Consider the following 23,658-nt stretch of genomic DNA (forward strand, 5'->3'; position numbering starts at 1 on the left):
CTTACGCCTCCTTTTTTTCTGGAACTTCTTGCGCCCAAATCAAGGCACGTTGTACGAATAGCGGGCCGATAATTTCTAAGGTAAAGGCGGCCGCCGCTAGCGGCGCAAGTTGGTCGATTAAATCGATACCGATGTATCTGGTTTGCTCTAACACCAAGATCACAAAGGTGGAAATCGGCAGACTTGCCATGCCGACTAACGCACCTTTGCGCCAAGAGATGCCGCTAACCCGAGAAAAAATACTGATACCAATGGTCTTGCTTAACTGACGTACGAATATGATTGCTAAGCCCAAGCTCATACCAGCAAGCACTTGCTGCCATTCGATTGTTGCGGCGATAAACACAAATAGCATCACGGTTAACAAATCACCGAGTGCACCAAAACCGCGTTGTGAAGAATTTAAAATAATACGGCGATGCCTCACCACCAAACCGAATGTTAAGGTCGCGAGTACCGGCGATAGTTTTAAGCTGTGCGTCAAGGCAACGATAAAGATGATTGCAATCGTAAATGCGAGTGTGCCATCTTGGTTTAAGCGATTTGTTTTACGCAGCACCGCAGGTATGAGTACGCCAAACGTGACGCCTAGTGCGGCTGAAATGAGTAAGACGATTAAGCCGTTATAGCTGGCATTCCAGATATTGCCAGAGGTTTTAAAGATCACCAGACCTAGGATCACTTTAAAGGTCAATACCGCCAACACACAGTTAAGCACCGACAAATGCAATACGCGTTCCGTCACTTGACCAGAACTTTTTTGTTTATTGATCACGCGCAAAATCGTAGCGGGCGAAGTTGCCATGGATAGCGCTGCCAACAATAGCGCGGTGGTTTCTGTTTGTCCGAAAGCGAGCACCAAGAAATAGACGCAGATAAAAGTTAACACCGCTTCAGTCAGGCTAGCTGCGGTCAGCCAAGGATTGCTACGCAGCCAGCGCAGATTGATCCGATAACCACTCTCAAACAGGATCAAACCAAAAGCGATATTCGCCATCAACAGCATTGTTGGTGATTGGCTGCTTGGTAACAATCCGAGTTGAGATGGCGCCAATAAAAAGCCCACTACTGCGTAAGCACTAATGCGCGGTAGTTTGAGCCATCGATTGACAAATTCACCGATGATCCATGCGAGTAATATGCTTAATGGCCAAGCCATGTCATGTTGAAGTTGAGTGAGTTCGAGCATGATGTCCTTTCGATCAGCTAGCTGATCTGGCTTGGGCGTTTGCAAGCTAGACACTAAGACTATGGAGGACAGCCTTGGTATCTAAAACGCTAGCGCAAACGCCGTTGAATTAAAGGAGAATAAACGCGCCAATCGCGATGGCGGTTGGTAGTAATGCGCCGATGAATAAACCACCTGCACCGATGGATTCGTCAGAGAAGCCGCGCTTGAGCAAGGCGACCCCGGCTGGATTTGGGGCATTGGCAATCATGGTCAAGCCGCCACCCGCGACTGCGCCAGCAACGAGGCTGTATTTGGCTTGATCGGATATACCGCTAATTAATGAACCGAGATAGGTAAGCGCTGCGTTATCGGTGACAGCGGTTAACGCAGTTGCGCCAAAGAATAGAACTTTTGGCGACATATTCGCTACTAATGGTTGCAACCACCATTGTTGCAGTCCACCGAGTACCACCAAGCCCGCCAAGAAAAACGCGACCAATAAGGCTTCTTTGATAATCAGCGGATTTTGATGACGTTCGTAAGCTTGTGTCACGCCAAGAAACATCAAGAATAAGCCCAGAAACGCGACTGGGTGATGTGCCAACATGACGACGCCAACCAAGAAGGCAATGTGCACGATCGTCAGCGTAATCGGTACTGATTTTTTTGTCTCGGTACTAGCTTGCTTGATTTGATCAGGCAAATATTTGCGTAAGACGAAGACCGCGAGACTAGCATTGATGAGTACGGCAATCGCAGCCTTCCAACCAAAGGTCGCTAGCATAAATGCGGAATCCCATTGCCAAGTTGCAGCGACCATCAATACCGGTGGTGCGGCAAACGAAGTTAAGGTGCCGCCTATCGAAATGTTTACAAACAGTACGCCGAGCGCAAAATACTTGATGCGCTCTGGTACTTCAGATCGGAATACCTGCGGCGCTAACATCAAGGCGGCAATCGTCATCGCAGCCGGTTCGGTAATAGCGGAACCAAACAAGGGCACCGCTGCCAATCCTAACCAAGCGCTGACTAAAGAGGTGCGCAATGGCATCGCACGCGCAATGCCATTAACTGTGTTGATGACCAACTCCAAAATTGGCCGCGATGCGGCAACCACCATCACCACGAATACAAATAGTGGCTCGGTGTATTGGCGCGATTCGGCATAGGCCAAAGCCTGATCACCACCGCTAATCGCCGTCATACAAAAAATTAAGACGATAGCCCAAAAGCCAAATACGACTTCGACTTCGCCTAGTAAATGAAATAAACCCGCATGGCGTGGAAAGCGATGCGATAAACGCTCAAACTGTTTTGCAGAAAAGGTATGGATGAGAGCAATTGCAAAAATGACCGCGGCAATTAGCTCGATATTGAAATGCGTCATGGGTATCCGCCGTAAAGAAGCAGCGAGGCGGCCCGACCGTCGCTGAAACCTGCTACATCACCAAGGATGCGCACCCGAGCCAATTCTAACCGATTACAGCATGCTTGAATAGTCTGCCTAATTTCGCTGCAAATCAGCGTACTCAACGTCGATTCTGCGCTTTTGGTATGATTCATGTCATTGGTTACCTAGTCCTTTTAATTAGTCCTTTTTCGGATTGTCATCATGCATTCAGTTCATGAGACAAATGCAGCAAATGCAAATAGAGGGGAATGAATTGAGTACGACACTATTTCAACAAACGATGCGTGATCAATATGTTGGTGCGCGTCCATTTCGATGGCTGCGACTACTAATCCTGTTGATGTTATTCGCGCTATTAGGGAGTTGTAGTACAGCGCGGCTTGCTTACTCGAATGCTGATACAGTGGTGTATTGGTGGTTGGACGGTTATGTCGATTTTCGTTCTTCACAAAAGGCCAAGACTAAGCAAGATATAGCGCAGTTGTTGAGCTGGCATCGCAGTACCCAGTTGCCGCAGTATGTACAAACACTGACGCAGTTGCAGTCCAAGCTCGCGTCGAATCCGGGACCACTTGAACTCGAAGCTAGTTTTAAGCAAGTTGAACAATACACACAAGCGATAGCGCTAAAAGTTTTACCTGAGTTAACGGATTTTGCATTGGCGATGGATGCTTCACAGAAGGCGCATTTGACACGCAAGTTTGAAAAGAATAATGAAGATTTTCGTGAGAAGTATTTAGAGCTAACGCCTGAAAAACAAGTGAAGGCGCGTTTTAAAAAACTCGTCAATCAAACCGATGATTGGCTCGGCAGTGTCAGCCGTGAGCAAGAAGCGATCATCGCACGCTATTTGGAAAAGTATCCACCCAATTATGCGCAATGGTTAGAAGACAGTCAGTCGCGTCAACGAGAAGTCTTACAGTTGTTGAGCAAAATTCAAAATGAAAAACCAAATCGCGAAGTCGCGCAAGCGATGATACAAGCGGCAATCTTAGCTAATTTTGAACGATCCGAATCGAATGAGCAGCGCGCTCAAGCAGAAGCTTCTCGCGCAGCTATACAACAATTGATGGTCGAAATTATTCGCACTTCTTCGCAAGAACAGAAAGCACATGCACATAAGAAGTTGCAAGGCTGGATCGATGACTGCAAGTATCTTATCGCGCGAAAATAAGAGCATAGCCGAGTTTACTTTTCGGTAAAATTGTTATTGTGCAATGATCGCTTTTTCCTATATCACAGTATTACTGTCAGTCTATGCTGTCACTTACTTTTCAAGAGTCCTATGAGCGAAGACCTTTCTATACTTAGCCGCAGCGCCAAGCCCGCCGATCTTACTCTCGCGTATGGTGATCATCCTGATCAAATTGCTGACCTACGCTACGGTAGCCAAGCAGATGCACTGCCGCTGTTGGTGCTCATACATGGTGGTTTTTGGAAGCCAGAATATGATCGCATGCATGCAGAAGCGATGTCTTGCGCATTGGCAGAAGCGGGATGGACAACCTTGACCTTGGAGTATCGTCGAGTTTCAGGCCAACCCGATCAAACTCTTGGTGATGTGATGTGCGCTTTGCACACCTTGCCTGCACAAGCACAGCGGCACAATGGGCAGATTTTGTTGCTTGGGCATTCTGCAGGCGGACATTTGGTGTTGTGGGCAGCGGCACGTTGTGCGCAGTTAGACTTGCCGATTCACTTAAAGGGCGTTCTTGCTTTGGCGCCTGCCGCTGATTTGCAAATGGCGCATGCAATGCAATTAGGTGATGGCGCAGTGCAGCGCTTTTTGGGACAAGATCCAATTCATCGTGCGGATGTGAATCCCATGAATCTGCACACGCCTAAAGTAGCGGTCAGTATTTTGCAAGGCAATGATGATGAAATCGTCCCACCCGCGGTCGCCGCCTCATATTGCGCGGTGTTTCCGGCTACACGTTTGCTGAACTTACCAGATTGTGGTCATTTTGCCTTGATTGATCCAGCCACAGTTGCGTGGCAATCGGTCCTAAGTGAATTACTATCTTTGGGGCGGTAGTTCGGTCTTGTGACTAATTTGAATCAAAAGTCACGCGATTGGGGCAAAACGTATTAGTAATACTTAAAGTCGAAACAACGTTTAAAAATTCCCACCAGCATCGGTACTATTTGCCAAGTCCGCGCCCGAGAATGCCGTTGTACATAGCTGAGTTAGATTGTCTTGGTAGGTGGCGCGAGTGTCGAAACGAATCGCGGTGCCACATTGGCCAAAACTATTTGCGCGTATGACATTGCCTTTGCCCCGATTCATTATTCCTAAAGACGAACCGCTGATGTGATTTGATGAAATCAGCGATGCATATGCATCCATTAAGATCGCTGGGTTTCCCGCACTCGCATTATCGTTGCGGATTTGATTATTCTCTACTCTGGATGCAAAGCCACTGGCAACAATGCCTATCGAGTTATTGATTGCTTGAATATTTCTAACGCTACAACTAGTACAATTATTAATTGCCACCGCATAGTTGCAATCACGGATCGTACCGTTCTCAACGATTACATTTGATACGCTTGTTGTAGTCATGATGGCGTTCTGCGCCGCCATACATTTGAGAGAAAAGCCACCTAAATCTAGCGTAACATTTCCAATGCCTATACTAATTTGAATTCCGGCTGCACCGCTTGTTTGAACATTATTACTTAGGCAGTATTGCCCAGACGAAGTGATTGCAAAAGGAACGGAATTGATCGGTGTACAAGCAGCTGATGCTGTAGAACTATATGCAAATGTAGCGAATAAGAGCACAACAAAAAGTTTCAGATGTTTTAGCACAGACATGGCGGCATTCCTTCAAGTTTAAAAGCAGGAGAAAAGTCGATTCTGAAATGGTTACGCTGAGAACCGTCGTATGCAAAATAACACGTTAACATTAGTTTGATCAACTTTGCTTTACGCTATCTTCAGTTTTGAGCTGGTGGCAAAGCATCGTTCGCATTTAGAAATGTTATGTGCTGTAATTGATTATCGTATCTTGTGAAACGGTAATAAGTCTTTAATAAGCACAAACAAAATATTCGGGCGATAGTGTGAGTGTAATTTCTAATCCGTTCATATCATTGTCGCCAAATTTTTGAGATGCGTTGAAGCCACAAGCGACGCTTGTCATTTAATTTTTTGTGAATTGTCTGAGCATATTGCGATTTCTCTTCGGTGATACCTGATGCATCCCTGTGCTCACCTGAATGCAAGCAGGATTGAAGCTAAATATGCGTTTTGCTAAAAAGCGTGCGCTGGTTTTTTGATTTGGTAGCGTTTTGATTGCCGTGCTTTGAGATCAACTTCGGCTGGACCTTGTACAAAATCTTCGCCATCGTGATTGCCGGAGAAACGATTAAAAATCAACTTTTTTCCATTGTAGATGCGTAAAGTGACGCCATTCGCTTGGCCTGCTGCGATCACCAAGTAGTAGGTATAGTTCGCATTGTTGAAGAAGACTATATCTTCTCCAGTGTGTGTGGAGGTGGAACGATTAAAAAAGTAAAATGGTGCGGATTCGCTTGCGACCATTTCTAATTCTATCTGTTGTGGCAGACCGTAGCGATAGACTACTTTTTGATACGGCGCTTGCTCTACATCGGTACACATCGAGACGATCTTACCGTCCTTTTTATTTTTGTAACCACTTTCAGTGCTGATCGTATTTCCCATCCACGCAGTCGCTAAATTGCTTTCACCCTTCAGACATAGTGATGGGATAGTCGCGCCCTGTTGATCTAGTTTGGCCATACTCTGATTTGATACAAGTAAGGTGCTGCAAGCAAACACGAATGGTAGTGCACAGAGAAAAGTATTTTTGCTGAACATGGAACTGGTTAATCTAAATTGAGAAAAGTCCATATTGTAAACTTGCTTACCTGATCGAATAGCGCAATTTGCAAATAATGCGATGTGTGCTTGTTGATGCCCGTTTGAGTTGAAATGTATCGATGGGCACAGATAGAGTTGTACCCATCATCGCAGCCGTCGCGTGAAGCGTCTTATTTCTGACTTGGATTACTATCGCCGCGATAGCCTGCACGCGGCTCAACGCGCATATTCTCATTGGTCTTTAGACGTTCGCGAAAGCTCGCAATTTCATTTTGTAATGCTGGAATTAATTGATCGGCTGCTTTGTTATAGCCTTCTATACGCGCTACGCGCGAGCGCTCGCTGTAGTTGGATAAATTGGCGCTGCCTTTTACTTGGCTCGTACCCGGTGCACGCATGAGTAATTGACGACTTGCCACATCAAATACCGAGATGTCGAGCATGGTTTGGGTGTCGTGTTCGTTACCATGGACGAGGTAGGCACCGATCACGGTCCAATATAAGAACGACAGTGAATTGCTATCGGTGAATTGAACTTGATCGTAAGAAACCATCGCCATCACGTCGACATTAAACATCCGTGCGACTTGTTCCATATTGTCGAAACCGCCAGCGGCCTTTAGATATTGTGATGGAATGATGTCTATCGAACCAAGATAGGCTTGTCCAGCAAATGCGACTTTGACGCGTTCCATCAGTTTGATTTTTTCCGTTTCGGGCAAGGTACGCGCACTGGGCGCGTTTGGAACAAAGGCGATACCCACCCGCATTGGCGGTTTTAGATAGGTGATACCAGGAGCAAGTCGCGGTGCTTGTGCAGCTTTGGGATAGAGGTAATCGACGATACTGGCCGATTGTTTTGATTCTTTCGGTCCAGCCATGCTTGCGCAACCACTAAGTGCGAATACGGTGATGGCTGCGATAGCCAAGCCACTCAATAACTTTAAGGTTTTCATGCTGTTCTTTAGGTAGTTAGAAAGAGTGTGCAGCCTAACTAGATCTTATTCATACAGCACTCTCTTTATAAAAAGTCGCATGTCTTGATGCTTAGCGTCGCATTTTGTGTCGTCTACTGGGTTGGGTTATTTTATTTTCTGCTCAAGCATCCCGATGCGCGCCTGACAAATGTCATGCGAAGTCATGACAAACGCTACTACGCGATAGCGCGGATTTGCTTGATCATGTCTCCATCGACACATTCATTGCTTAATCGCTTTTTTGAGAGGGAGTTCATCATGTCATCATCTTCAGTTTCTTCAACAGTGGCTATGTCATTGGATCAACAACTGGCTGAGTTTCGTCAACGTCGCTTCTTAGCGATGCCTTTGGCAGGCTTATTGGTGTGGTCGCTCTTGATCTTTACTGGGGCTTTTCTCAGCCCTAAGGCGCAGGTTTTGGCGATATTTATTGGTACCGGTAGCATTGTTTATGTAGCGATGTTGTTGGCAAAGCTAACTGGTGAGCAATTGGCGTTTAAGTCAAATGCGAAACGTAATTTCTTTGATACGGTATTTTTGTCGGCGGTGGCGATGTGCTTTTTGTGTTACGCCTTAGCGATTCCATTTTTCTTAGAAAATTATCGTAGCTTGCCTTTTGCGGTAGCGATTTTGACGGGTTTGATGTGGCTACCTTTGAGCGTCTTGATTCAACATTGGATCGGTGTGTTCCATGCAATTGTTCGTACTGTGTTATGTACATTTGCATGGATCATGTATCCCGAGCACAGCTTTGTGTTGCAAGCGCTGATTGTGGTGGCTCTGTATGTGGTGAGCATCGCTGTTTTGGAGTTGCGTTGGAAGCGTATGCAAGCGGTGAAAACGCAGCCAGCAAGCTTGTTTGCGCAAGCAGCATACTAGTATGAGCAGTGTCTTTTTTTACCTTTCTTTATTTTCTTTGGTTGTTGATATTATTAACATCGTTGGTTGATCTTGCTTGTATTGTGAATGCATTGTGAATGCATCGTGCTAGCTGCATCGACATTTATCTCAGCGCAAAGCGATTAGGTATTAAGCAAACTGTTGCTAAATCTGCTTGATACCTTCATCGGCTAGCATCTTGAGCGTATTATGAGATTGAAAAAACAAGCTTCGCAAAATGCACGAGGAATTGACGATGCCAACCTTGAGACAAATACTCTACGGCGATGTGACTTTCTTAGAGGGTGAAGAATATCGCGCCTTCCAGTTCCGATTTCTGACGGTGTTAATGCTGGCAGGCGCAGTGGTTACTGGTTTGCTCCTGCTTGGGGTGGCGACGGGAATCAATACGATAGATACGCTTCACGTAGTATCGATGGCGATCTTTATGTCGCTGAGTCTATTGCTCTGGTTAGGCTTGCGTGGTCGCCCGCATTTATTGCTGAAATTGGCATGGATGTATGAGGCAGTTTGTATGGCTGAATATACGTCTGCACTGTATATGGTGTCTGCCGACGAAATGCGCGTGATTTGGTATTTTACGAATATCCCTGGTGTGTATATCTTACTTGGGCAAAAAGCCGGCATGCTGATAAGCTTGGCGACGATGTTGGGTTTGGCAGTAGGCAACGCTTATTTGCCGCAACCATATTCGATCAATGCGATGGCGACTTTACTGGTTGCCTTGTTTTATTTGGGCGCATTCTTTCATATTTATGGTGCGCGCTCGATGTCTTATTTTGTGCGTATGCGTGAATCCAATCAACGTCTGCGCCATCTCGCCAGCCATGATCCTTTGACGGATTTACTCAATGCAGGTGCCTATTACGCTACTTGCGATCAATTAATTCATTTGGCGCAACGGCATCATCAGCAGTTTTCAGTGTTGTTTGTCGATCTTGATCACTTTAAAAAAATTAATGACACCTATGGCCATGAAGCTGGTGATATTGTTTTGAAAGCAGTCAGTAAAAGCATGCTAAACGTGGTACGCCAAAGCGATGCAGTTGGCCGGATTGGTGGTGAAGAATTTTCGGTATTTTTACCCGATACTGATTTAGCAGGTGCACATAAGTTAGCCGAGCATATGCGTCAAGAGATTGAAGACTTGATGCCGCAAATTGCGACGCAACGATTGTGTATTACCGCAAGTATCGGCATTGCAACTTCCGACCAAGTGGGCGAGAGTATGGCAGCGATACAGCGACGCGCAGATCAGGCGATGTACGAGGCGAAACAATTGGGGCGCAATCGCGTGTCTTGTTTTGCTACGACTGCTTAATCGTATGAGCTTTGGTGAGTTATCTAGTCGCTCATTGGCTCATCCGCTCACCCCATACTGTGCGGCTCAAGGAACTTTCAAATTGTTACCGAAAATGTCCCTTGAGCCGATCTAACTTACTTCAATGCCTTAACTTGATTTTTTAACATGCGGGCTTTTTACGCAAAGTATTGATTTGTATATGTGGCCAGCGGGTGGTTTGTCCATTCGAACCGACCATGAACTCGAAGAAGATGATTTGCTCGTATTGTAGTTGTAGCACTTCTTGCCCATCCTCGATCACCGTTTCTAACCACAGATTCAAACTCATCTCGGTCACGTTAGCAAACTTCTTGACGAAGGGCGTGTTGAGTATGCCCCCTTGTGGGCCGCCATCGTGTTTGCTACTCAATTGAATCAAGGTGTATTTGCTAATGTTTTGATCCTTGATTGCATCGCGTAGACGCAAATCGGGACGCACAGAATAAGGATAATGTTGATCCGCAACGATGCGCTGAAAATACGTCAGGTTGCTATCAGGCTGGGTCACGGTTAAAGATTTATCAAACGCCCACGCCGGTGCAGGCTCGTCGAGATTGAGTGGCGCTGCCTCTGCAGTGTTGCCATTGGGAGGCACTAGCAAAGCAGAAGCACCCATACTAGGAGAAATCGCTAACGGCGAGGAAGCGAGATTGGGTGCATTGGCGATTTGTAAGTCTGGCCAAGACTGCACAAATGGTGCGCTCCAACTGTCGGTGCCAGTTGGAAATGCGGGTTTGCCAGGAACATCTTGTTGAAAGTTACCCGTCAACATGATTGCACTGCCGTGTGGAATCGTGCCGCTTCTTGCTATCGAATAAGGCGGCACATAATTCGGCCCATTCGCCCCTGCCCCAATTGAGATCAAGGGATAGCCGTTATCGTCGATTACCGATTGCTCAGTAGCGGCGTGGTTGTACATTTCATTTAGCCACAGATACATCCCCACTTCTTCGTGGATACCAACGCCATCGCTAACGCGCTGCACGCTTTGCTTGTATTCGATAGCGCCAGCGAATTGTTCGTTAGTACCACCGCGATTTCGTACACCACCAGATACCGGAGCAAAGCTCAGTTCTTCAGTATAGTCTTCGCATAAAAAATGAAAAATACCAAAAATGGTTTCGGTATTGGTGCCAGGCGACGGCATACAAGTCGTATGTAAGCCCCAACCTGTCGCACTCTTGTTAGGATTGACATTGACCCAAGTGCCGATCAGTTGTTCCAATATGCCGTAGTTAGCTGGCGCATCTAAGACGGCGTCTGAGTATTCTGGATACGGCGGTGTTGGGGTTTGCGGAATGCTCATGTTCGTTGCTCCATTAAAAAGTATCAGGGTTGAATTTGGCGTGATCGATCTCGACAATTGTTTTTACATGGCAGGCGCTTGCATCGCACGCAACAGAGTCGGTGGAATTACAAAAGCCTTTCCAGTTTCATCGCTATTCAGATTGAATCTCTGGCGCTACTAAGCACAAAGAAAAACCGTCTTTCAGAAATTGTGTTTGTGATGAAACTGGATTTTATTTTTAGCAAGCATCGTGCCAAGTGGGGAAATGTAGGTGCCGTGTTGACGCGGTGCTGTATCGACGCAGTGTTGGGTCGATAGCCACATACGGGTAGTGAGGAGAAACGCAGCGTTAGCGCGTGTTGCAAGAGATGGTGATGTTCGACATCGCTTTACATGTCAAGCCTGAAGCGGCTCAACATGTAAATGGAAAAAGCGGACTTAAAACAAATGACTCAATTTGATAAAGACACGTTTGCCTGTATGAAGTGAAAGCTGATTCGTTGGTCGTGCTTGCACCAAGCCATGTTCATCATGGAATAAACCTATGTTTTCTTGTCGATCAACATAGCCGAGGTAAACACTTGATCCTGGGCTTAGTACGTAGCGCAATTGTAGATTGGTGTTGAGACTCTTTTCGTTTTTTAAGCTACTCCAAGTTTGATTTGCGGATAGGGAGTGATAATCCATAATCAGACTGGCACCCCAATAGTTATCGAACTGGTAGGCGAGATTAAAGCGCGCAAGTCGATCAAGATAGACAGTGCCTTTGGCGTGACGTAGATCATTCCAGATATAACTCGCATCTAGACGCACATGGCGACCGAACAGCCACTTTATTTTTAGTTGCGCATTGCGCGCATCGCCGCTCAACACAGCAGGATCAACAAATTGGTAATTGGGTGCTTGTCGCTGGCCCAATTTAATGGTGCTCACTAGCTCAGGCAAGGTACGAGTGTGCCAACCTATTAACCAACCCGCCGTCTTGACCTTTTGATTGTTCAGATTATCGGATTGTTGTACTGCCTCTATCGTGAAAGTATTGGCTTGCTTAGCTTTGAGGGTGTATAGCAAATGGTTTTTTTGATCTTGAAATTGACCCTGTTGATTGTCGGTATGGGTGAGCGTGGCTTTGAGCTCTTGCGTCAGTATCCAATCTCCAGGTGCGCCGAACCAAGTATAGTTCGCTTGCTGTTCGTTTTGTTTGATATCGGTACGTGGAATAAAGCCTAAACGAGCATCAAATTGTTGTCCTATGTCGGTATATTTTCCGCTATAGGTCAATGCACGTGAGCCATAAATCGCTTCGACATAGGCTAGATGGTCGTTGTTATTCGTTTGCTTGTTGTTTTGATTTTCGCCTTCATGCTTGTTTTGATGCTGTTTGCTTTGGCTTTTTGCGAATTGTCCAGTGAAGATCCAGTTGGCTAATGGCGTCAGTCTGAAATCCGCCCCGGCAACTGAGTTGGCTTGATCAGCTTGGCTGCGCTTACTGAATAGAAGTCCGAGGTTACCGGTTTGGCCAAAGTCGACCTGCCCACGTACTAAGCCGATATGGGCTTTGCCAGCCGCAGGCTCGGATACATCGTCCATCATCATGCCGCCAAGCGCAAATTGATTTTGACGGCCGGTCACGCGTAGTCCTGCATCTGGTTCGACAATGCGGCGTGAGAAAAATAAGGGTAAGGGAGTTTTGAAAAAGCCAGAGTTCTCTAAAAAGAAGGGACGTTTTTCTGGGAATAAAGTTTCGAAGCGTTTATCTACCAAGACTTGTGGTTCGTCGCTTTCTACATCGGAAAAATCTGGATTCAAAGTGAGATCGACGGTGACCGAATTATTCCACACATATTTGGCATCCAAACCAAGCTGTGTTTTTTGTTGTTGAACAAAACCGACATACTTTTTACCTTGTTTGTCGATGTTGGTCAGAAACTTGTCTTTGCCGCTAAAAAGATAGGGATTGACGTGGTAGTTTCGTTGTTCTGCTATGCGCTCATTGATCACTACAGTGCCAAACTGGTTAACCAGAGTCGGCTGCTGCTTGGAGATAAGAGGCCAGGTGATAAATTCGGTGAACTCAGGAATATAGCGCGCCACGGAAAGTCCCCATTCTTGTTTATCACCATTGGCAAAACGTAAGCTCTTGAATGGAATTGCGATCTTGACGATGTAACCAAACTCGGTTAACTCACCTTCAGTGCGCCATTGGGTGTCGAAATCAAAATCTTCTTCTTTGCCTTCTATATAGCTGGAGTCGGCCTGTACCCCAAGCGGGGTTACATAGAATACAAAGGCACGCTGCCCATCTTTGAAGGTATCGATTTGCAGCAAAACGAAATCTTCTCCGCCATTATTTTCACGTCGTGAATGTCGTGCAATTAAATGTTTAGGATTGGCATGTGCAACAAAGATCGTGTATAGATTTTCTTGGTCGTAAGAGAGATAAGCCTTAGTCGCATAGCTTGGTGCGCTTCCTTCATGCGGCGTGTTTTGCACAAACTGCTTGATCTCAACACCTGCGGTGGCAGGAATGTTGTCTGGTTGGCGATAATCTTTCAATTGGGGTGGTTTATCGGCTTTGGGGATGACTAACTGCGCCAGTGCGGGATTTTGTAGCAGCAAGCTAATGATTCCGAATATTCCAAATACAAATGCGGTCAGTAATCTTTTGTTTGAATTTCCATGTATGTTTCGCACCGTAGCTTTGCAGGTGTGAGTAAAGTGTTTTGCGATTATTGTTGCCATGTGACGTCCAAATCAGTACAAGTCGAGCGACAATTATCTTGGCTTTGTTTGATATCTTCATTGTAAGAGTGATAGATTGCTATCACGGTGTGATAGCGTGTTTTTGGGCAATTCTTTGAGCACCCGATGTCATACTTGCCGTGCGGATATTGGTAGCTTGTTCAGCTTCGTTACGTCTAGCAAGCGACTTAGTTTGTTGCTGTGAATTAAGCAAAATTCGTCTCTGCATCGCCACTTTCATCACCCACTTAAGATTGTGATGAGTGTGCATTTTAGTGTGATGGAATACATGCGAATTTGATTTGCTAGGAATTTATCGCGTTATACTAATGCGCATGACTAGCCTGACAAATTCCTCGTTGCTTTTGCCGATTAAGTTTCCAGATTGGAAGCGGCCATTCTTTTTCTTGCTCTATAATTTCTTGGGATGGGGTTCACTATGTGTATTGATTGCCTTGGCAATTTATAGCGAAGATTTACGTAATGGTGAGCGAGCACAGTTCGGGACGATTTTTGTAAATTGGGTAGCAGCTGCTTTGGTGCTAGCGCCACTCTCTTGGGTATTATATTTTTTGTCGTGTCGTTGGGACGAGTATCTGAATCACGCGCGTGTCATTTTTCTCGCTTATGTACTTTCATTTCTTTTTATCATACCGTGGCACATTTTCAACGCTGCTTTTGCACTCATTTGGGCACGTAAGGACATTCCATTCTTAGATCGTGTACTTGCTTACGAAAATGCCGTTTGCTTGTTTCGGATTTGTGCGATTACGGCTGTATTTGCAGCAGTGTTGGGATTGCGTTTGTGGCAGCAAAATCAAAAGCGTTTGACTGCGCTACGCGATCAGCGTGAACATTCTCTGCGTTTGAGTTTGGCTTTGGAACAGCAAAATCTTGCGATGTTGAAGGCGCAATTGGAACCGCACTTTATGTTTAATTCTTTAAATGCATTGTCTGGTTTAGTGCGTTCTGCCAACAGTGAAAGCGCATTGATTGCGATTGAAAAATTAAGTGAGCTTTTACGTTACTCACTAGCATCTGGTGAAATGACCTGGGTTGGCATACAAGACGAAGTGCAGTGTTTGAATGACTATTTGTGCTTACAGAAATTACGTTATGGTGAACGATTAAAGGTAGAGATGCATGGACTTAGCCCAGCGGTTCTTGCTTATGATTGCCCCCCATTTTTGCTCCAGCCTCTGTTAGAAAACGCGCTACGGCATGATTTGGAGTGTCACAAAGGTGAAAGCGATATCGTATTCACTTTTAGCTTGGATAGCAGAGGCTTGCTATGTAGCGTGAGTAATCCAGTTCATGTCGGAGTTGCCAGCGCGCCCGGTTTTGGCCTAGGTTTAAAAACGCTGAAGGCGCGTCTTCATTCTTTATATCATGGCGCAGCTAGTCTTAATGCAGGCAAAGTTGGTAATCGCTTTCAAGTAGATATTTTTCTGCCAAATGAGTATTAACGCAATTATTGTCGATGACGAACAATTGGGGCGGGTCAATTTGCAATGTGCCCTACGCAATTATCCAGAATGGCAAGTATTGGCGCTATGTGAAAGCGCGAGTGAAGCCGAGCAAGTGTTGGCGCAGCATCAAGTCGATGTCATCTTTCTCGATATTCATATGCCAGAAACTTCAGGTATCGATCTCGCCAAGCGACTTTGTAAAACCAGCGCACCACCTGTGATCATTTTTGTGACCGCGCATAGTTGTTATGCATTGCACGCGTTTGAATGTTTCGCTTTGGATTATTTGCTGAAACCTTTTTCCAATACACGTTTGTCTGAAACACTGGGACGTGCCGCAGAGACGGTACGCATGCGTGGCAAAAGTGGTTATGGTCAAACGCTAAACGCTTATCTAGAAACAGGCTCAACGCCGCAACATGCTTATCTGCAACAGGTTGCCATACGTAGCCTTGGTGAGATCGAAGTCGTATCTTTGGATCAGGTCAGTTACATATCGACTGCTGGCAATTATGTCGAACTACACACCAAACTCGGCTGCAAATTGTTACGTGTGACGATGAACACCTTAGAGCAAAAGCTTGATCCACAAGTTTTTGTGCGTGTGCATCGCGGTTTCATTGTACGTGCGACCGATATGATCAAACTCGGTAATTTCACAAACGGCGCGGCAACTCTGGCGCTACGTTGTGGTCATACATTACCGGTCAGCCGAGCCTACCTACAGATGGTCAAAGAGATCATGATTGATTCGATTTGAGCTACTATCGTGATTTTCAGCGACGCTACTTATTCATTTACTTAGATAGATGTGTTGTTAGCATGTTGTGATTTGCATTGACGTGCATTGATTTGTGTTGCGGCGCACCTTTTATCACTCGATTCATTCATTTGAGCATGGTTCATAATCACCTCTTATTTTTCTTTGCCGCGCTTGGTTCATTTAATGGATTAGCACTCTCCATCTATCTTTTGATCGCGGGTTCGGTCTCGGTCGCGCAGCGGTGGTTAGCGATTTTAATTTTGATGGTGAGTATCCGTACCGGTAAATCCGTTGCGCTGGTTTTTTTATCTGATACGCCGTCAATTGTCATACAAATTGGTTTGACTGCATGTTTCTTCATCGGTCCTTGTTTGTATTTCTTTGTGCGCCATAGCTTGAGTAGTGAGAAGCTTTTGGGGCAATGGGAGCGCCTGCATTTATTGGTGATTAGCTTGGTCGCATTGTTGGTTAATCTGATTTGGCCCTACGCGAATGATCCGCAACTGTGGCACGGCCCGATTGTGGGAACAATTACTTGGCTTTGGTTTGCCTATCTGCTGATTAGTAGCGGTATCTTGATACAGCAAAAACATCGTCTTCCCACTGCAACTGCAGGACGTTTGCTACTTACAGTTGTGGCAGGCCTATGGTTCATTTGGCTAGCCTATGCTAGCTCCGGTTATACCTCGTATATTGTGGGGGCATTATCGTTTTCCTTTGTTTTGTATTTGTGTTTGATCGTGTTGTGGGGGTGGCGGCATGGTAGTGCACCAGTCGAGCCGTATCAGAACCGAAGAATTGAAACACCAGCAGCAAGCATAGAATTGCAAGCCTTAGCCGATTTAATGGCGAAAGAACGTTTGTTTCTTGATCCTATGCTCAACTTATCGCGTCTGGCGCGACGTTTGGGTATGCCGCAAGCACGTTTGTCACAGCTCTTGAACGACAATAACGGAACCTCTTTCAAGCAATATTTAAACGCGTTGCGTGTCGCGGAAGCGCAGCATTTGCTGCTACAAAATGCCGAGCATTCTCTAGAAAATATTGCAGAGGCAGCAGGCTTTCAATCGATGTCGACCTTTTATGCCGCCTTCAAAAAAGTGAATGGATGCACGCCTTCATCGTATCGAGAACAACATCAGACTCCGAAAACTGATTTTAGTAGTCCTGAAATATCTAGTCAGGCATAGATTTCAACGCAAATCCTTATGATGAAAGCTCCTTTAACTTTTAACGGAGCTCTCTATCATGTCTTCTTCTCCAAACAGTGTGTTCTTAGCCGCGGTGGCTAAGGACGCTTTCCTCAAAACTTCCAGCAGTAGTTCGCGGTTTTTTCTAAATCGTTGATTCAATCTTTCACTTCTTCATAGGAATTGGAGAAGCAAGAGATCGATATCCGCGCGTCGTCATTTTTCAATTTTCTACATCAAGGATTTAAATATGAAATTTTTTCTAAAACCTATTTTTTGGATCAGCATTCTCGCCAGTTTATCCCACCCCGTTTTCGCTCAAGTGCAGCAGCATAAAGAATTTGCCGCGGTGGATCAGACTATGCAAACGATGATGCAAGCTTTTAGAGCTGGTCGGGCCGATATCGCCTTACAAGTCGCCAGAAAAGATGCAATCGTGTTGGGATATTCAAATCGGCAACAAAAAGTCGTCACACAAAGCGGAGAAGAATGGGTACAAGGGTTTCCCGGTCATCCAGCAGAGGACGAAGCCCAGCGCCATCGCCAGTACACCATATTGGATATCAGCGATCTCGGTGCCGTCGTCAAAGTCACTTTAGATTATCCACAATGGCAAGGCGTCGACTACCTTGCGCTGAATAAAATTGATGGGCAGTGGAAAATTGTTAGTAAGTCTTGGAGTGGGGTTCGCAAGTAGTTTGTTTTATTGTGGTTGAATTATTCAGCTTACAAAATCTTCACGCTGCACTCTCCCAGAGTCTTACTATTAATTGCTACAGCTAAGCGCCGTGCTTCGCTGTAGCAATCTGACTTTTGAGATGCTTTATTTTGATAGTGATGCGAACTTGGCGCGTGCGACGTGCAACTTCTTATAACTATCAATCAAACGTTGATGTCTATCCAAACCTTCTAGTTTTATGCTGGTTGGTGTTAAGCCGTAGAAACGCACGCTGCCTTCTAGTGAGCCGTAGACTGCATCCATACGCTCCTTGCCAAACATGCGGCGGAAGTTGGGTTCGTAGTCGTCGTGATCAAGCTCGTCACTTAATTCCACTTCGAGTACCACGTTCAAAGCTTGATAAAACAGTCCGCGTTCAACCGTATTGTCGTTGTATTGCAAGAAGGCCTGTACTTGATCGTGGGCGTCTTCAAATTCTTGTAAGGCGAGATTAATTAACAAGCGTAATTCGAGCACGGTGAGTTGTCCCCATACCGTGTTCTCATCAAATTCTATGCCGATCAAGGTGGCGATGTCGCTGTAGTCATCTAACTCATTATTTTCCAAGCGTTCGAGTAAATCGCTTAAGCCATCGTCGTCGAGTTGATGCAAATTCAGAATGTCTTCGCGGAATAGCAGAGCCTTATTGGTGTTATCCCAGATCAAATCTTCGACTGGATAGACTTCGGAATAGCCGGGCACGAGGATGCGGCAAGCGGTGGCGCCGAGTTGGTCGTATACCGCTTGGTAAACTTCTTTGCCCATGTCTTGGAGAATGCCAAACAGTGTGGCCGCTTCCTCGGTGTTGGAATTTTCGCCTTGTCCTGAGAAATCCCATTCGACAAATTCGTAGTTGGCTTTGGCGCTAAAGAAGCGCCATGAGACGACACCGCTAGAATCGATGAAATGTTCAACAAAATTATTCGGTTCGGTGACCGCATTGCTGACAAAGGTTGGTGGTGGTAAGTCGTTCAAACCTTCAAAGCTACGACCTTGTAACAACTCGGTTAAGCTGCGTTCTAGCGCCACTTCAAAACTAGGATGCGCACCAAAAGAGGCGAACACGCCGCCAGTGCGCGGGTTCATCAAAGTCACACACATGACGGGATATTGGCCGCCGAGTGAGGCGTCTTTGACCAAGACGGGAAAGCCTTGCTCTTCTAATCCTTGGATGCCGGCGAGGATGCTTGGGTATTTCGCTAGCACTTCCGTAGGTACATCAGGCAGAGTCAATTCGCCTTCTAAAATTTCACGTTTAACTGCGCGTTCAAAAATCTCAGATAGACATTGCACTTGCGCTTCGGCCAAGGTATTACCAGCACTCATGCCATTGCTGGCGAACAGGTTTTCGACTAAGTTCGATGGGAAGTAGATCGTCGCCCCATCGGACAGTCGTTCAAACGGCAAGCTGCAAATTCCGCGTTCTACATTGCCGGAATTAGTATCGATCAGATGCGAGCCACGCAACTCTTTATCTGGGTTATAAATCGCTAAGCTATAAGTATCTAAAATTTCTTTAGGTAGCGCATCTTTTTTACCAGGCTTAAACCATTTTTCGTTCGGGTAATGTACGAATTCTGCATTGGCGATGTCTTCGCCCCAGTATGATCCAGCGTAAAAATGATTATTGCTCAAACGCTCAATGTATTCGCCAAGTGCAGACGCTAGCGCACTTTCTTTGGTCGCGCCTTTGCCATTGGTAAAGCACATCGGCGAATGCGCATCGCGAATATGCAAGGACCACACATTCGGAATGATATTACGCCATGAGGCGATTTCGATTTTGATGCCTAGTCCAGCTAATAAGCTCGACATGTTCGCGATGGTTTGTTCAAGCGGCAGATCTTTGCCAAGAATGTAGGTGGCTGCTTTTGTATCTGGATTGATCGTCAGTAAGGCTTGCGCATCGGCATCCAGATTTTCGACTTCTTCGATCACAAATTCTGGGCCTTGTTGCACCACTTTTTTTACTGTGCAGCGTTCGATAGAACGCAAGATACCTTCGCGATCTTTGGCAGAAATATCCGCAGGCAATTCAACTTGAATTTTAAAAATCTGTGCGTAGCGATTTTCTGGATCGACGATATTGTTCTGTGAGAGACGAATATTTTCAGTCGGAATATTGCGGGTGTTGCAGTACAACTTGACAAAATACGCCGCGCATAAAGCTGATGATGCGAGGAAGTAGTCGAATGGGCCGGGCGCAGAGCCATCACCTTTATAGCGAATCGGCTGATCGGCGATCACCGTGAAATCATCGAACTTGGCTTCGAGACGAAGTTTGTCGAGAAAGTTGACTTTAATTTCCATGAAAATATTCCGAGAGGTAAATAAGGAGCGTGCGGACCATTGCTCTGAGTGCGCAGCTAGAAAATCGATTTAGCGCCATTATCCTTGATTCTGACTGGCAGCGGGTGATGCATACCTAAGGCTAGTTCGCTAACTTTATTTAATTGACATGAATTAATTGCACCAATAAGGCAAGCTCAGTATACTCCGCCCTTGAAGCACTTCGATGAAGCGGCTGTTGGGTAGGTAGTTTAGGTAAATTGCTGATTTTTATTTAATCAAGCGTAATGTTAAACGTAATGAAGCAGAACTAAGTGCAAACAAAATGCTGCACTTTTCAACTGAGGAATATAGCGATGCTAACTTTATATAAATATGGCTCTGTCTGGGACGTACTCGATATCAGTCCTTTTTGTTCCAAAGTTGAAGTGTATTTTCGTTTGCAGAAAATCGACTACAGAGCACAAATCGCAAATGCACAAAAATCGCCCAAACAGAAACTGCCGACGGTGCGTTTGGAAGATCGGGTGATTTGTGATTCTTCCGTCATCTTGGCACATTTTGAATCGATTTCGGATCATCCTTTGGATGCTGGAATGAGTCCTTTAGAACTCTCCATCGCGCAGGCTTATCGCGCATTATTGGAAGAAAAACTGTATTTTGTCGCCGCATGGATACGCTGGGCTGATGACAAAGCTTGGATGATTTACCGTCCCGCCATCATGCAATATTTTGGTCAGCTAGGTTTGCCCAGTTTTCTACATTCCTTTTTTGCCAAGATGGCGCGTAAGCAGGTATTAAAGTCTATTCGCGCACAAGGCATAGGTCGCCATAACCCCGCAGAAATTGATGCGATCGGTACAGATATTCTGAAAGCGATCTCGGTATTTTTGGCCAATAAAACTTATTTCATGGGTGAACAAGTACGAACCATTGATGCGACAGCGTATGCATTTTTATCCGCGATTATCGATGTGCCGATGGAAACCGCTTTAAAACAAACGGCCTTAAGTCTGCCTAATTTGCGCGAGTATTGTGAGCGCATGAAGCATAAAATTGAAGCGCCAACTTGAGTGATTAGCGAAGTGCGTAAATTTCGCGAGTAAGTTGAGCAAGTAAGTTAAGCAAGTAAGTTAAGCAAGTAAGTTAAGCGAATAAACTAGATGCCGACAACAGCGATTCTTTGTATGCAAAGAATCGCTGTTTTTTTTATGATCGTTTTATTGATAAAAACAGCGTCCGCATACATGCTGATAACGTTCGTTGCCGCCGATATCGATTTGTTCACCTGCCGTCATGCGTTTGCCTTGGGTGTCAACACGAATATTCATAGTTGCTTTCTTACCGCAAGTACAGATGTTTTTGAGTTCTTCTATGGTGTCAGCGAGCGTCATCAAGTAGCTCGAACCTTGAAATGGCTCGCCTAGAAAATCGCTGCGTAGTCCGTAGCAAATAACGGGAATACCGCGCACGTGCGCCAGTTGGTGCAGTTGCTTGACCTGCTGCGGCGATAAAAATTGCGCTTCATCGACTAAGATGCAATTGACTGTCGGCGCATCACGAAAGAAATCGAAGCCGGCATCAAATGTCGCTGCCTCGCGTTGAGGCCCTAGTCGTGAAGTGATTTTGCCTGTGCCATAACGATTATCGATGGCAGCGGTGTACAAACAAACTTGTTGCCCTTGTTCTTCGTAGTTGTGCGCAACTTGTAGTAGCGCGGTGGATTTACCCGCATTCATTGCTGAGTATCGAAAATATAACTTCGCCAATTTGGTTTCCTATTTTTTTGATTCTATTATTTGCTTCTATCTAGTTGGGTGGGCGTTATACCATCGCTTGCTCACCTGCTGCAAGTTGGTCGAGGCGGACATTAGCTTGCATTTCGCTCATTGCCATCAATTTCTGTTTGCTTTTGATTGGCTGGTGCACGGAACCAGCCTTCTTTCGGCACTAATTTTTCTTTTTCTGGATCGCCTAAGTAGTGTGGCGACATGATTTGTACATTGTATTCATTGAACACATCTTGAATATTCGCGTGTAATAAACTCATTACTTCAGCGCGCGGCACAGGATCTGCTGGGGCAGCTTGGCATATCAATAAATATTCAGGATAGAAATCTGACAGTGCGGTTTGAAATACTTTGGGTGTTGGATCTTGCAAGATGCTTGGTGTACGACGTGCGGCTTCGATCAGCATTGCCTCGACTTGACGCCAAGGTGTGTCGTATCCAATTGTTACTTTGGTGTCGATCACGAAGCCTGGACCTTGGAGCGCGCGCGAATAATTTTTGGTGACATTGCCGAGAACCAGTGCATTGGGTAAAGTGATTTCTAATCCCATGCCATTGCGAATGCGGGTAGTGAACATGCCCAAGTCAGTAATCGTGCCTTCATGTCCATTCACGTGAATGAATTCACCCTGACGGTAAATCCGCGAATAAGTCAAAATTAGTCCACTCGCCGCTTGCGCAATTAAGCTAGACGCACCGAGTGAGATCATCAAACCTAGCAAAACAGAGATTCCTTTAAAAGCTTCGGTTCCTGAACCAGGTAAATAAGGATAAGCCATGGTTAAGGCAAATAGCCAAACCGCTACCTTGACGATGCGTCGGGTTGGTGACACCACGTCAGCAGCTAACCAAGTGACTTCTAAGTTACCATTTTCGATACGATCAAATAGTGCGTTCAAGGCTTGCATGACTATTTTTGCCAAGAAAAATATGACGATGGCAGTGAAGAGATCAGGAATCGCTTTAATCGTTGCACTACCGATTTTGCCGACTAAATTGAGTAAGTAGTGATTCAGTTGTTCTCCCAACGGGCGGGTGAATGGGAACTGCGACAAGCTATAGCTAAGCCATTCATACGTCAGTAAAAAAATCACTAGCCATGAAAACCACTGCAATACCCGTCGTAAGCCACTTTGTATGTGTTCACGGTTGATTAATTTCGATTCAATTAATTCGTGCCCATCGAGTTTGTCACGGGCAAAAGACAAGGTTTTGACGACGACTGCGCGACGCAAGCGAAAGGTCAGCCAGAGCAGCGTTGCGAACAATAGCGAGGCTATTGCGACATAAGCACCAGCGCGCAGCATGCCTTCTAGACTGCGACTTTCACGTGATTCTTTAAGTACCAGATTTAAGCGCTCTAAGGTTTGTTTGGCGACACTATCTAAGCTTTCTTGTTGAAACGGATCAGCATCTTCCGGTGCGATATAAAAACTGCCTGCTCCATCGATCTGAATCAATTTCCCCGGTGGCATATCGGCAATACTGACTTTGTGTTCACCGGTGTTGCTGAGTTGTTGTTCAATGCGACGTTGCGCGCGCTTAACACGCTCTTCTGGTTCGATGCCGAGCACCGTGGTGCGAAAATGAATGATCTCTCGATTCAGAATAGAGAGTGTGGCTTCAGAATTGTTGCTGACTTTTGGCGCGGTGGGTGCGCTCTCAATGGAAGCAAGGCTGATCGACGTGTATAGCGCCAACATCCATCCTATCATCGTTATGCTGAGTTGTTTGATGCTTGTGGTTCGGTTGTGCAGCATG

The 23,658-nt window shown here is 45.7% G+C and carries 19 protein-coding genes; 9 read left to right on the forward strand and 10 right to left on the reverse strand.

The window, feature by feature from the left end:
* Position 1: 1 nt before the first annotated feature.
* Positions 2 to 1,189 carry a cation:proton antiporter gene (locus tag KDM92_RS05060; RefSeq protein WP_212683293.1) on the reverse strand — a complete coding sequence of 396 codons (1,188 nt, stop codon included), beginning with the start codon at positions 1,187 to 1,189 and terminating at the stop codon, positions 2 to 4.
* A 109-nt stretch (positions 1,190 to 1,298) separates the two neighbouring features.
* The gene (locus KDM92_RS05065) at positions 1,299 to 2,558 is read right to left on the reverse strand and encodes a putative Na+/H+ antiporter (protein WP_212683294.1); all 1,260 of its coding nucleotides are present in this window, start codon (positions 2,556 to 2,558) and stop codon (positions 1,299 to 1,301) included.
* A gap of 247 nt (positions 2,559 to 2,805) precedes the next feature.
* Between KDM92_RS05065 and KDM92_RS05070 the strand changes: the two genes are divergently transcribed.
* Together KDM92_RS05070 and KDM92_RS05075 are read left to right on the forward strand one after the other, a co-directional pair.
* On the forward strand, positions 2,806 to 3,756 hold the full coding sequence (locus KDM92_RS05070; RefSeq protein ID WP_212683295.1) for a DUF6279 family lipoprotein: 951 nt from the start codon (positions 2,806 to 2,808) through the stop codon (positions 3,754 to 3,756).
* 111 nt (positions 3,757 to 3,867) lie between these two features.
* The gene (locus tag KDM92_RS05075; protein ID WP_212683296.1) at positions 3,868 to 4,617 is read left to right on the forward strand and encodes an alpha/beta hydrolase family protein; all 750 of its coding nucleotides are present in this window, start codon (positions 3,868 to 3,870) and stop codon (positions 4,615 to 4,617) included.
* 81 nt (positions 4,618 to 4,698) lie between these two features.
* Here the strand turns inward: KDM92_RS05075 and KDM92_RS05080 are convergent, their stop codons facing one another.
* From KDM92_RS05080 to rhlP, 3 genes are all read right to left on the reverse strand, one after another.
* Positions 4,699 to 5,400 carry a NosD domain-containing protein gene (locus tag KDM92_RS05080; RefSeq protein WP_212683297.1) on the reverse strand — a complete coding sequence of 234 codons (702 nt, stop codon included), beginning with the start codon at positions 5,398 to 5,400 and terminating at the stop codon, positions 4,699 to 4,701.
* Between the two features lie 438 nt (positions 5,401 to 5,838).
* Positions 5,839 to 6,348: a hypothetical protein gene (locus KDM92_RS05085; RefSeq protein ID WP_212683298.1), complete on the reverse strand. Its 510-nt coding sequence runs from the start codon at positions 6,346 to 6,348 to the stop codon at positions 5,839 to 5,841.
* A gap of 251 nt (positions 6,349 to 6,599) precedes the next feature.
* Positions 6,600 to 7,385 carry a rhombotarget lipoprotein gene (rhlP, locus tag KDM92_RS05090; RefSeq protein WP_212683299.1) on the reverse strand — a complete coding sequence of 262 codons (786 nt, stop codon included), beginning with the start codon at positions 7,383 to 7,385 and terminating at the stop codon, positions 6,600 to 6,602.
* A 279-nt stretch (positions 7,386 to 7,664) separates the two neighbouring features.
* Here rhlP and KDM92_RS05095 point away from each other — a divergent pair, with 279 nt between their 5' ends.
* Positions 7,665 to 8,285, forward strand: a complete 621-nt coding sequence (locus KDM92_RS05095; protein ID WP_212683300.1) for a DUF7010 family protein — start codon at positions 7,665 to 7,667, stop codon at positions 8,283 to 8,285.
* Between the two features lie 256 nt (positions 8,286 to 8,541).
* On the forward strand, positions 8,542 to 9,627 hold the full coding sequence (locus KDM92_RS05100; RefSeq protein ID WP_212683301.1) for a GGDEF domain-containing protein: 1,086 nt from the start codon (positions 8,542 to 8,544) through the stop codon (positions 9,625 to 9,627).
* 142 nt (positions 9,628 to 9,769) lie between these two features.
* Here KDM92_RS05100 and KDM92_RS05105 read toward each other — a convergent pair whose 3' ends face one another.
* Both KDM92_RS05105 and KDM92_RS05110 read right to left on the reverse strand, forming a co-directional pair.
* On the reverse strand, positions 9,770 to 10,954 hold the full coding sequence (locus tag KDM92_RS05105) for a peroxidase, FMP-type (RefSeq protein WP_212683302.1): 1,185 nt from the start codon (positions 10,952 to 10,954) through the stop codon (positions 9,770 to 9,772).
* A gap of 420 nt (positions 10,955 to 11,374) precedes the next feature.
* A complete protein-coding gene (locus KDM92_RS05110; RefSeq protein ID WP_212683303.1) occupies positions 11,375 to 13,555 on the reverse strand; it encodes a carbohydrate binding family 9 domain-containing protein in 2,181 nt (726 codons plus the stop codon).
* 458 nt (positions 13,556 to 14,013) lie between these two features.
* Here KDM92_RS05110 and KDM92_RS05115 point away from each other — a divergent pair, with 458 nt between their 5' ends.
* From KDM92_RS05115 to KDM92_RS05130, 4 genes are all read left to right on the forward strand, one after another.
* The gene (locus KDM92_RS05115; RefSeq protein WP_212683304.1) at positions 14,014 to 15,144 is read left to right on the forward strand and encodes a sensor histidine kinase; all 1,131 of its coding nucleotides are present in this window, start codon (positions 14,014 to 14,016) and stop codon (positions 15,142 to 15,144) included.
* On the forward strand, positions 15,134 to 15,907 hold the full coding sequence (locus tag KDM92_RS05120) for a LytR/AlgR family response regulator transcription factor (protein ID WP_212683305.1): 774 nt from the start codon (positions 15,134 to 15,136) through the stop codon (positions 15,905 to 15,907). The genes KDM92_RS05115 and KDM92_RS05120 overlap by 11 nt, the downstream gene beginning before the upstream one ends.
* 137 nt (positions 15,908 to 16,044) lie before the next feature.
* A complete protein-coding gene (locus KDM92_RS05125) occupies positions 16,045 to 17,100 on the forward strand; it encodes an AraC family transcriptional regulator (protein WP_212683306.1) in 1,056 nt (351 codons plus the stop codon).
* Positions 17,101 to 17,350: 250 nt separating this feature from the next.
* On the forward strand, positions 17,351 to 17,797 hold the full coding sequence (locus KDM92_RS05130) for a nuclear transport factor 2 family protein (RefSeq protein ID WP_212683307.1): 447 nt from the start codon (positions 17,351 to 17,353) through the stop codon (positions 17,795 to 17,797).
* Between the two features lie 126 nt (positions 17,798 to 17,923).
* On the opposite strand, the gene KDM92_RS05135 is transcribed toward KDM92_RS05130, so the two are convergent.
* Positions 17,924 to 20,128 (reverse strand): OsmC domain/YcaO domain-containing protein, encoded by a 2,205-nt coding sequence (locus KDM92_RS05135; protein WP_212683308.1) that lies wholly within the window; start codon positions 20,126 to 20,128, stop codon positions 17,924 to 17,926.
* Between the two features lie 335 nt (positions 20,129 to 20,463).
* Between KDM92_RS05135 and KDM92_RS05140 the strand changes: the two genes are divergently transcribed.
* Positions 20,464 to 21,180, forward strand: coding sequence for a glutathione S-transferase family protein (locus tag KDM92_RS05140; RefSeq protein ID WP_212683309.1), 717 nt, complete (start codon positions 20,464 to 20,466; stop codon positions 21,178 to 21,180).
* Positions 21,181 to 21,327: 147 nt separating this feature from the next.
* Here the strand turns inward: KDM92_RS05140 and KDM92_RS05145 are convergent, their stop codons facing one another.
* Positions 21,328 to 21,876 carry a thymidine kinase gene (locus KDM92_RS05145; RefSeq protein ID WP_212683310.1) on the reverse strand — a complete coding sequence of 183 codons (549 nt, stop codon included), beginning with the start codon at positions 21,874 to 21,876 and terminating at the stop codon, positions 21,328 to 21,330.
* Positions 21,877 to 21,977: 101 nt separating this feature from the next.
* The gene (locus KDM92_RS05150; protein WP_212683311.1) at positions 21,978 to 23,657 is read right to left on the reverse strand and encodes a mechanosensitive ion channel family protein; all 1,680 of its coding nucleotides are present in this window, start codon (positions 23,655 to 23,657) and stop codon (positions 21,978 to 21,980) included.
* Position 23,658: the final 1 nt, after the last annotated feature.

Origin of the sequence: Affinundibacterium baiyunense, assembly GCF_018139645.1 — a bacterium.
GTDB classification, from domain to species: Bacteria; Pseudomonadota; Gammaproteobacteria; order Burkholderiales; family Burkholderiaceae_D; genus Undibacterium; species Undibacterium baiyunense.

What these genes read in the sequence shown, in the direction of transcription:
- KDM92_RS05060 (WP_212683293.1), bottom strand. Translation starts at nt 1,189, where the DNA reads ATGCTCGAACTCACTCAACTTCAACATGACATGGCTTGGCCATTAAGC.
- KDM92_RS05065 (WP_212683294.1), bottom strand. Translation starts at nt 2,558, where the DNA reads ATGACGCATTTCAATATCGAGCTAATTGCCGCGGTCATTTTTGCAATT.
- KDM92_RS05070 (WP_212683295.1), top strand. Translation starts at nt 2,806, where the DNA reads ATGCAGCAAATGCAAATAGAGGGGAATGAATTGAGTACGACACTATTT.
- KDM92_RS05075 (WP_212683296.1), top strand. Translation starts at nt 3,868, where the DNA reads ATGAGCGAAGACCTTTCTATACTTAGCCGCAGCGCCAAGCCCGCCGAT.
- KDM92_RS05080 (WP_212683297.1), bottom strand. Translation starts at nt 5,400, where the DNA reads ATGTCTGTGCTAAAACATCTGAAACTTTTTGTTGTGCTCTTATTCGCT.
- KDM92_RS05085 (WP_212683298.1), bottom strand. Translation starts at nt 6,348, where the DNA reads ATGGCCAAACTAGATCAACAGGGCGCGACTATCCCATCACTATGTCTG.
- rhlP (WP_212683299.1), bottom strand. Translation starts at nt 7,385, where the DNA reads ATGAAAACCTTAAAGTTATTGAGTGGCTTGGCTATCGCAGCCATCACC.
- KDM92_RS05095 (WP_212683300.1), top strand. Translation starts at nt 7,665, where the DNA reads ATGTCATCATCTTCAGTTTCTTCAACAGTGGCTATGTCATTGGATCAA.
- KDM92_RS05100 (WP_212683301.1), top strand. Translation starts at nt 8,542, where the DNA reads ATGCCAACCTTGAGACAAATACTCTACGGCGATGTGACTTTCTTAGAG.
- KDM92_RS05105 (WP_212683302.1), bottom strand. Translation starts at nt 10,954, where the DNA reads ATGAGCATTCCGCAAACCCCAACACCGCCGTATCCAGAATACTCAGAC.
- KDM92_RS05115 (WP_212683304.1), top strand. Translation starts at nt 14,014, where the DNA reads ATGACTAGCCTGACAAATTCCTCGTTGCTTTTGCCGATTAAGTTTCCA.
- KDM92_RS05120 (WP_212683305.1), top strand. Translation starts at nt 15,134, where the DNA reads ATGAGTATTAACGCAATTATTGTCGATGACGAACAATTGGGGCGGGTC.
- KDM92_RS05125 (WP_212683306.1), top strand. Translation starts at nt 16,045, where the DNA reads ATGGTTCATAATCACCTCTTATTTTTCTTTGCCGCGCTTGGTTCATTT.
- KDM92_RS05130 (WP_212683307.1), top strand. Translation starts at nt 17,351, where the DNA reads ATGAAATTTTTTCTAAAACCTATTTTTTGGATCAGCATTCTCGCCAGT.
- KDM92_RS05135 (WP_212683308.1), bottom strand. Translation starts at nt 20,128, where the DNA reads ATGGAAATTAAAGTCAACTTTCTCGACAAACTTCGTCTCGAAGCCAAG.
- KDM92_RS05140 (WP_212683309.1), top strand. Translation starts at nt 20,464, where the DNA reads ATGCTAACTTTATATAAATATGGCTCTGTCTGGGACGTACTCGATATC.
- KDM92_RS05150 (WP_212683311.1), bottom strand. Translation starts at nt 23,657, where the DNA reads ATGCTGCACAACCGAACCACAAGCATCAAACAACTCAGCATAACGATG.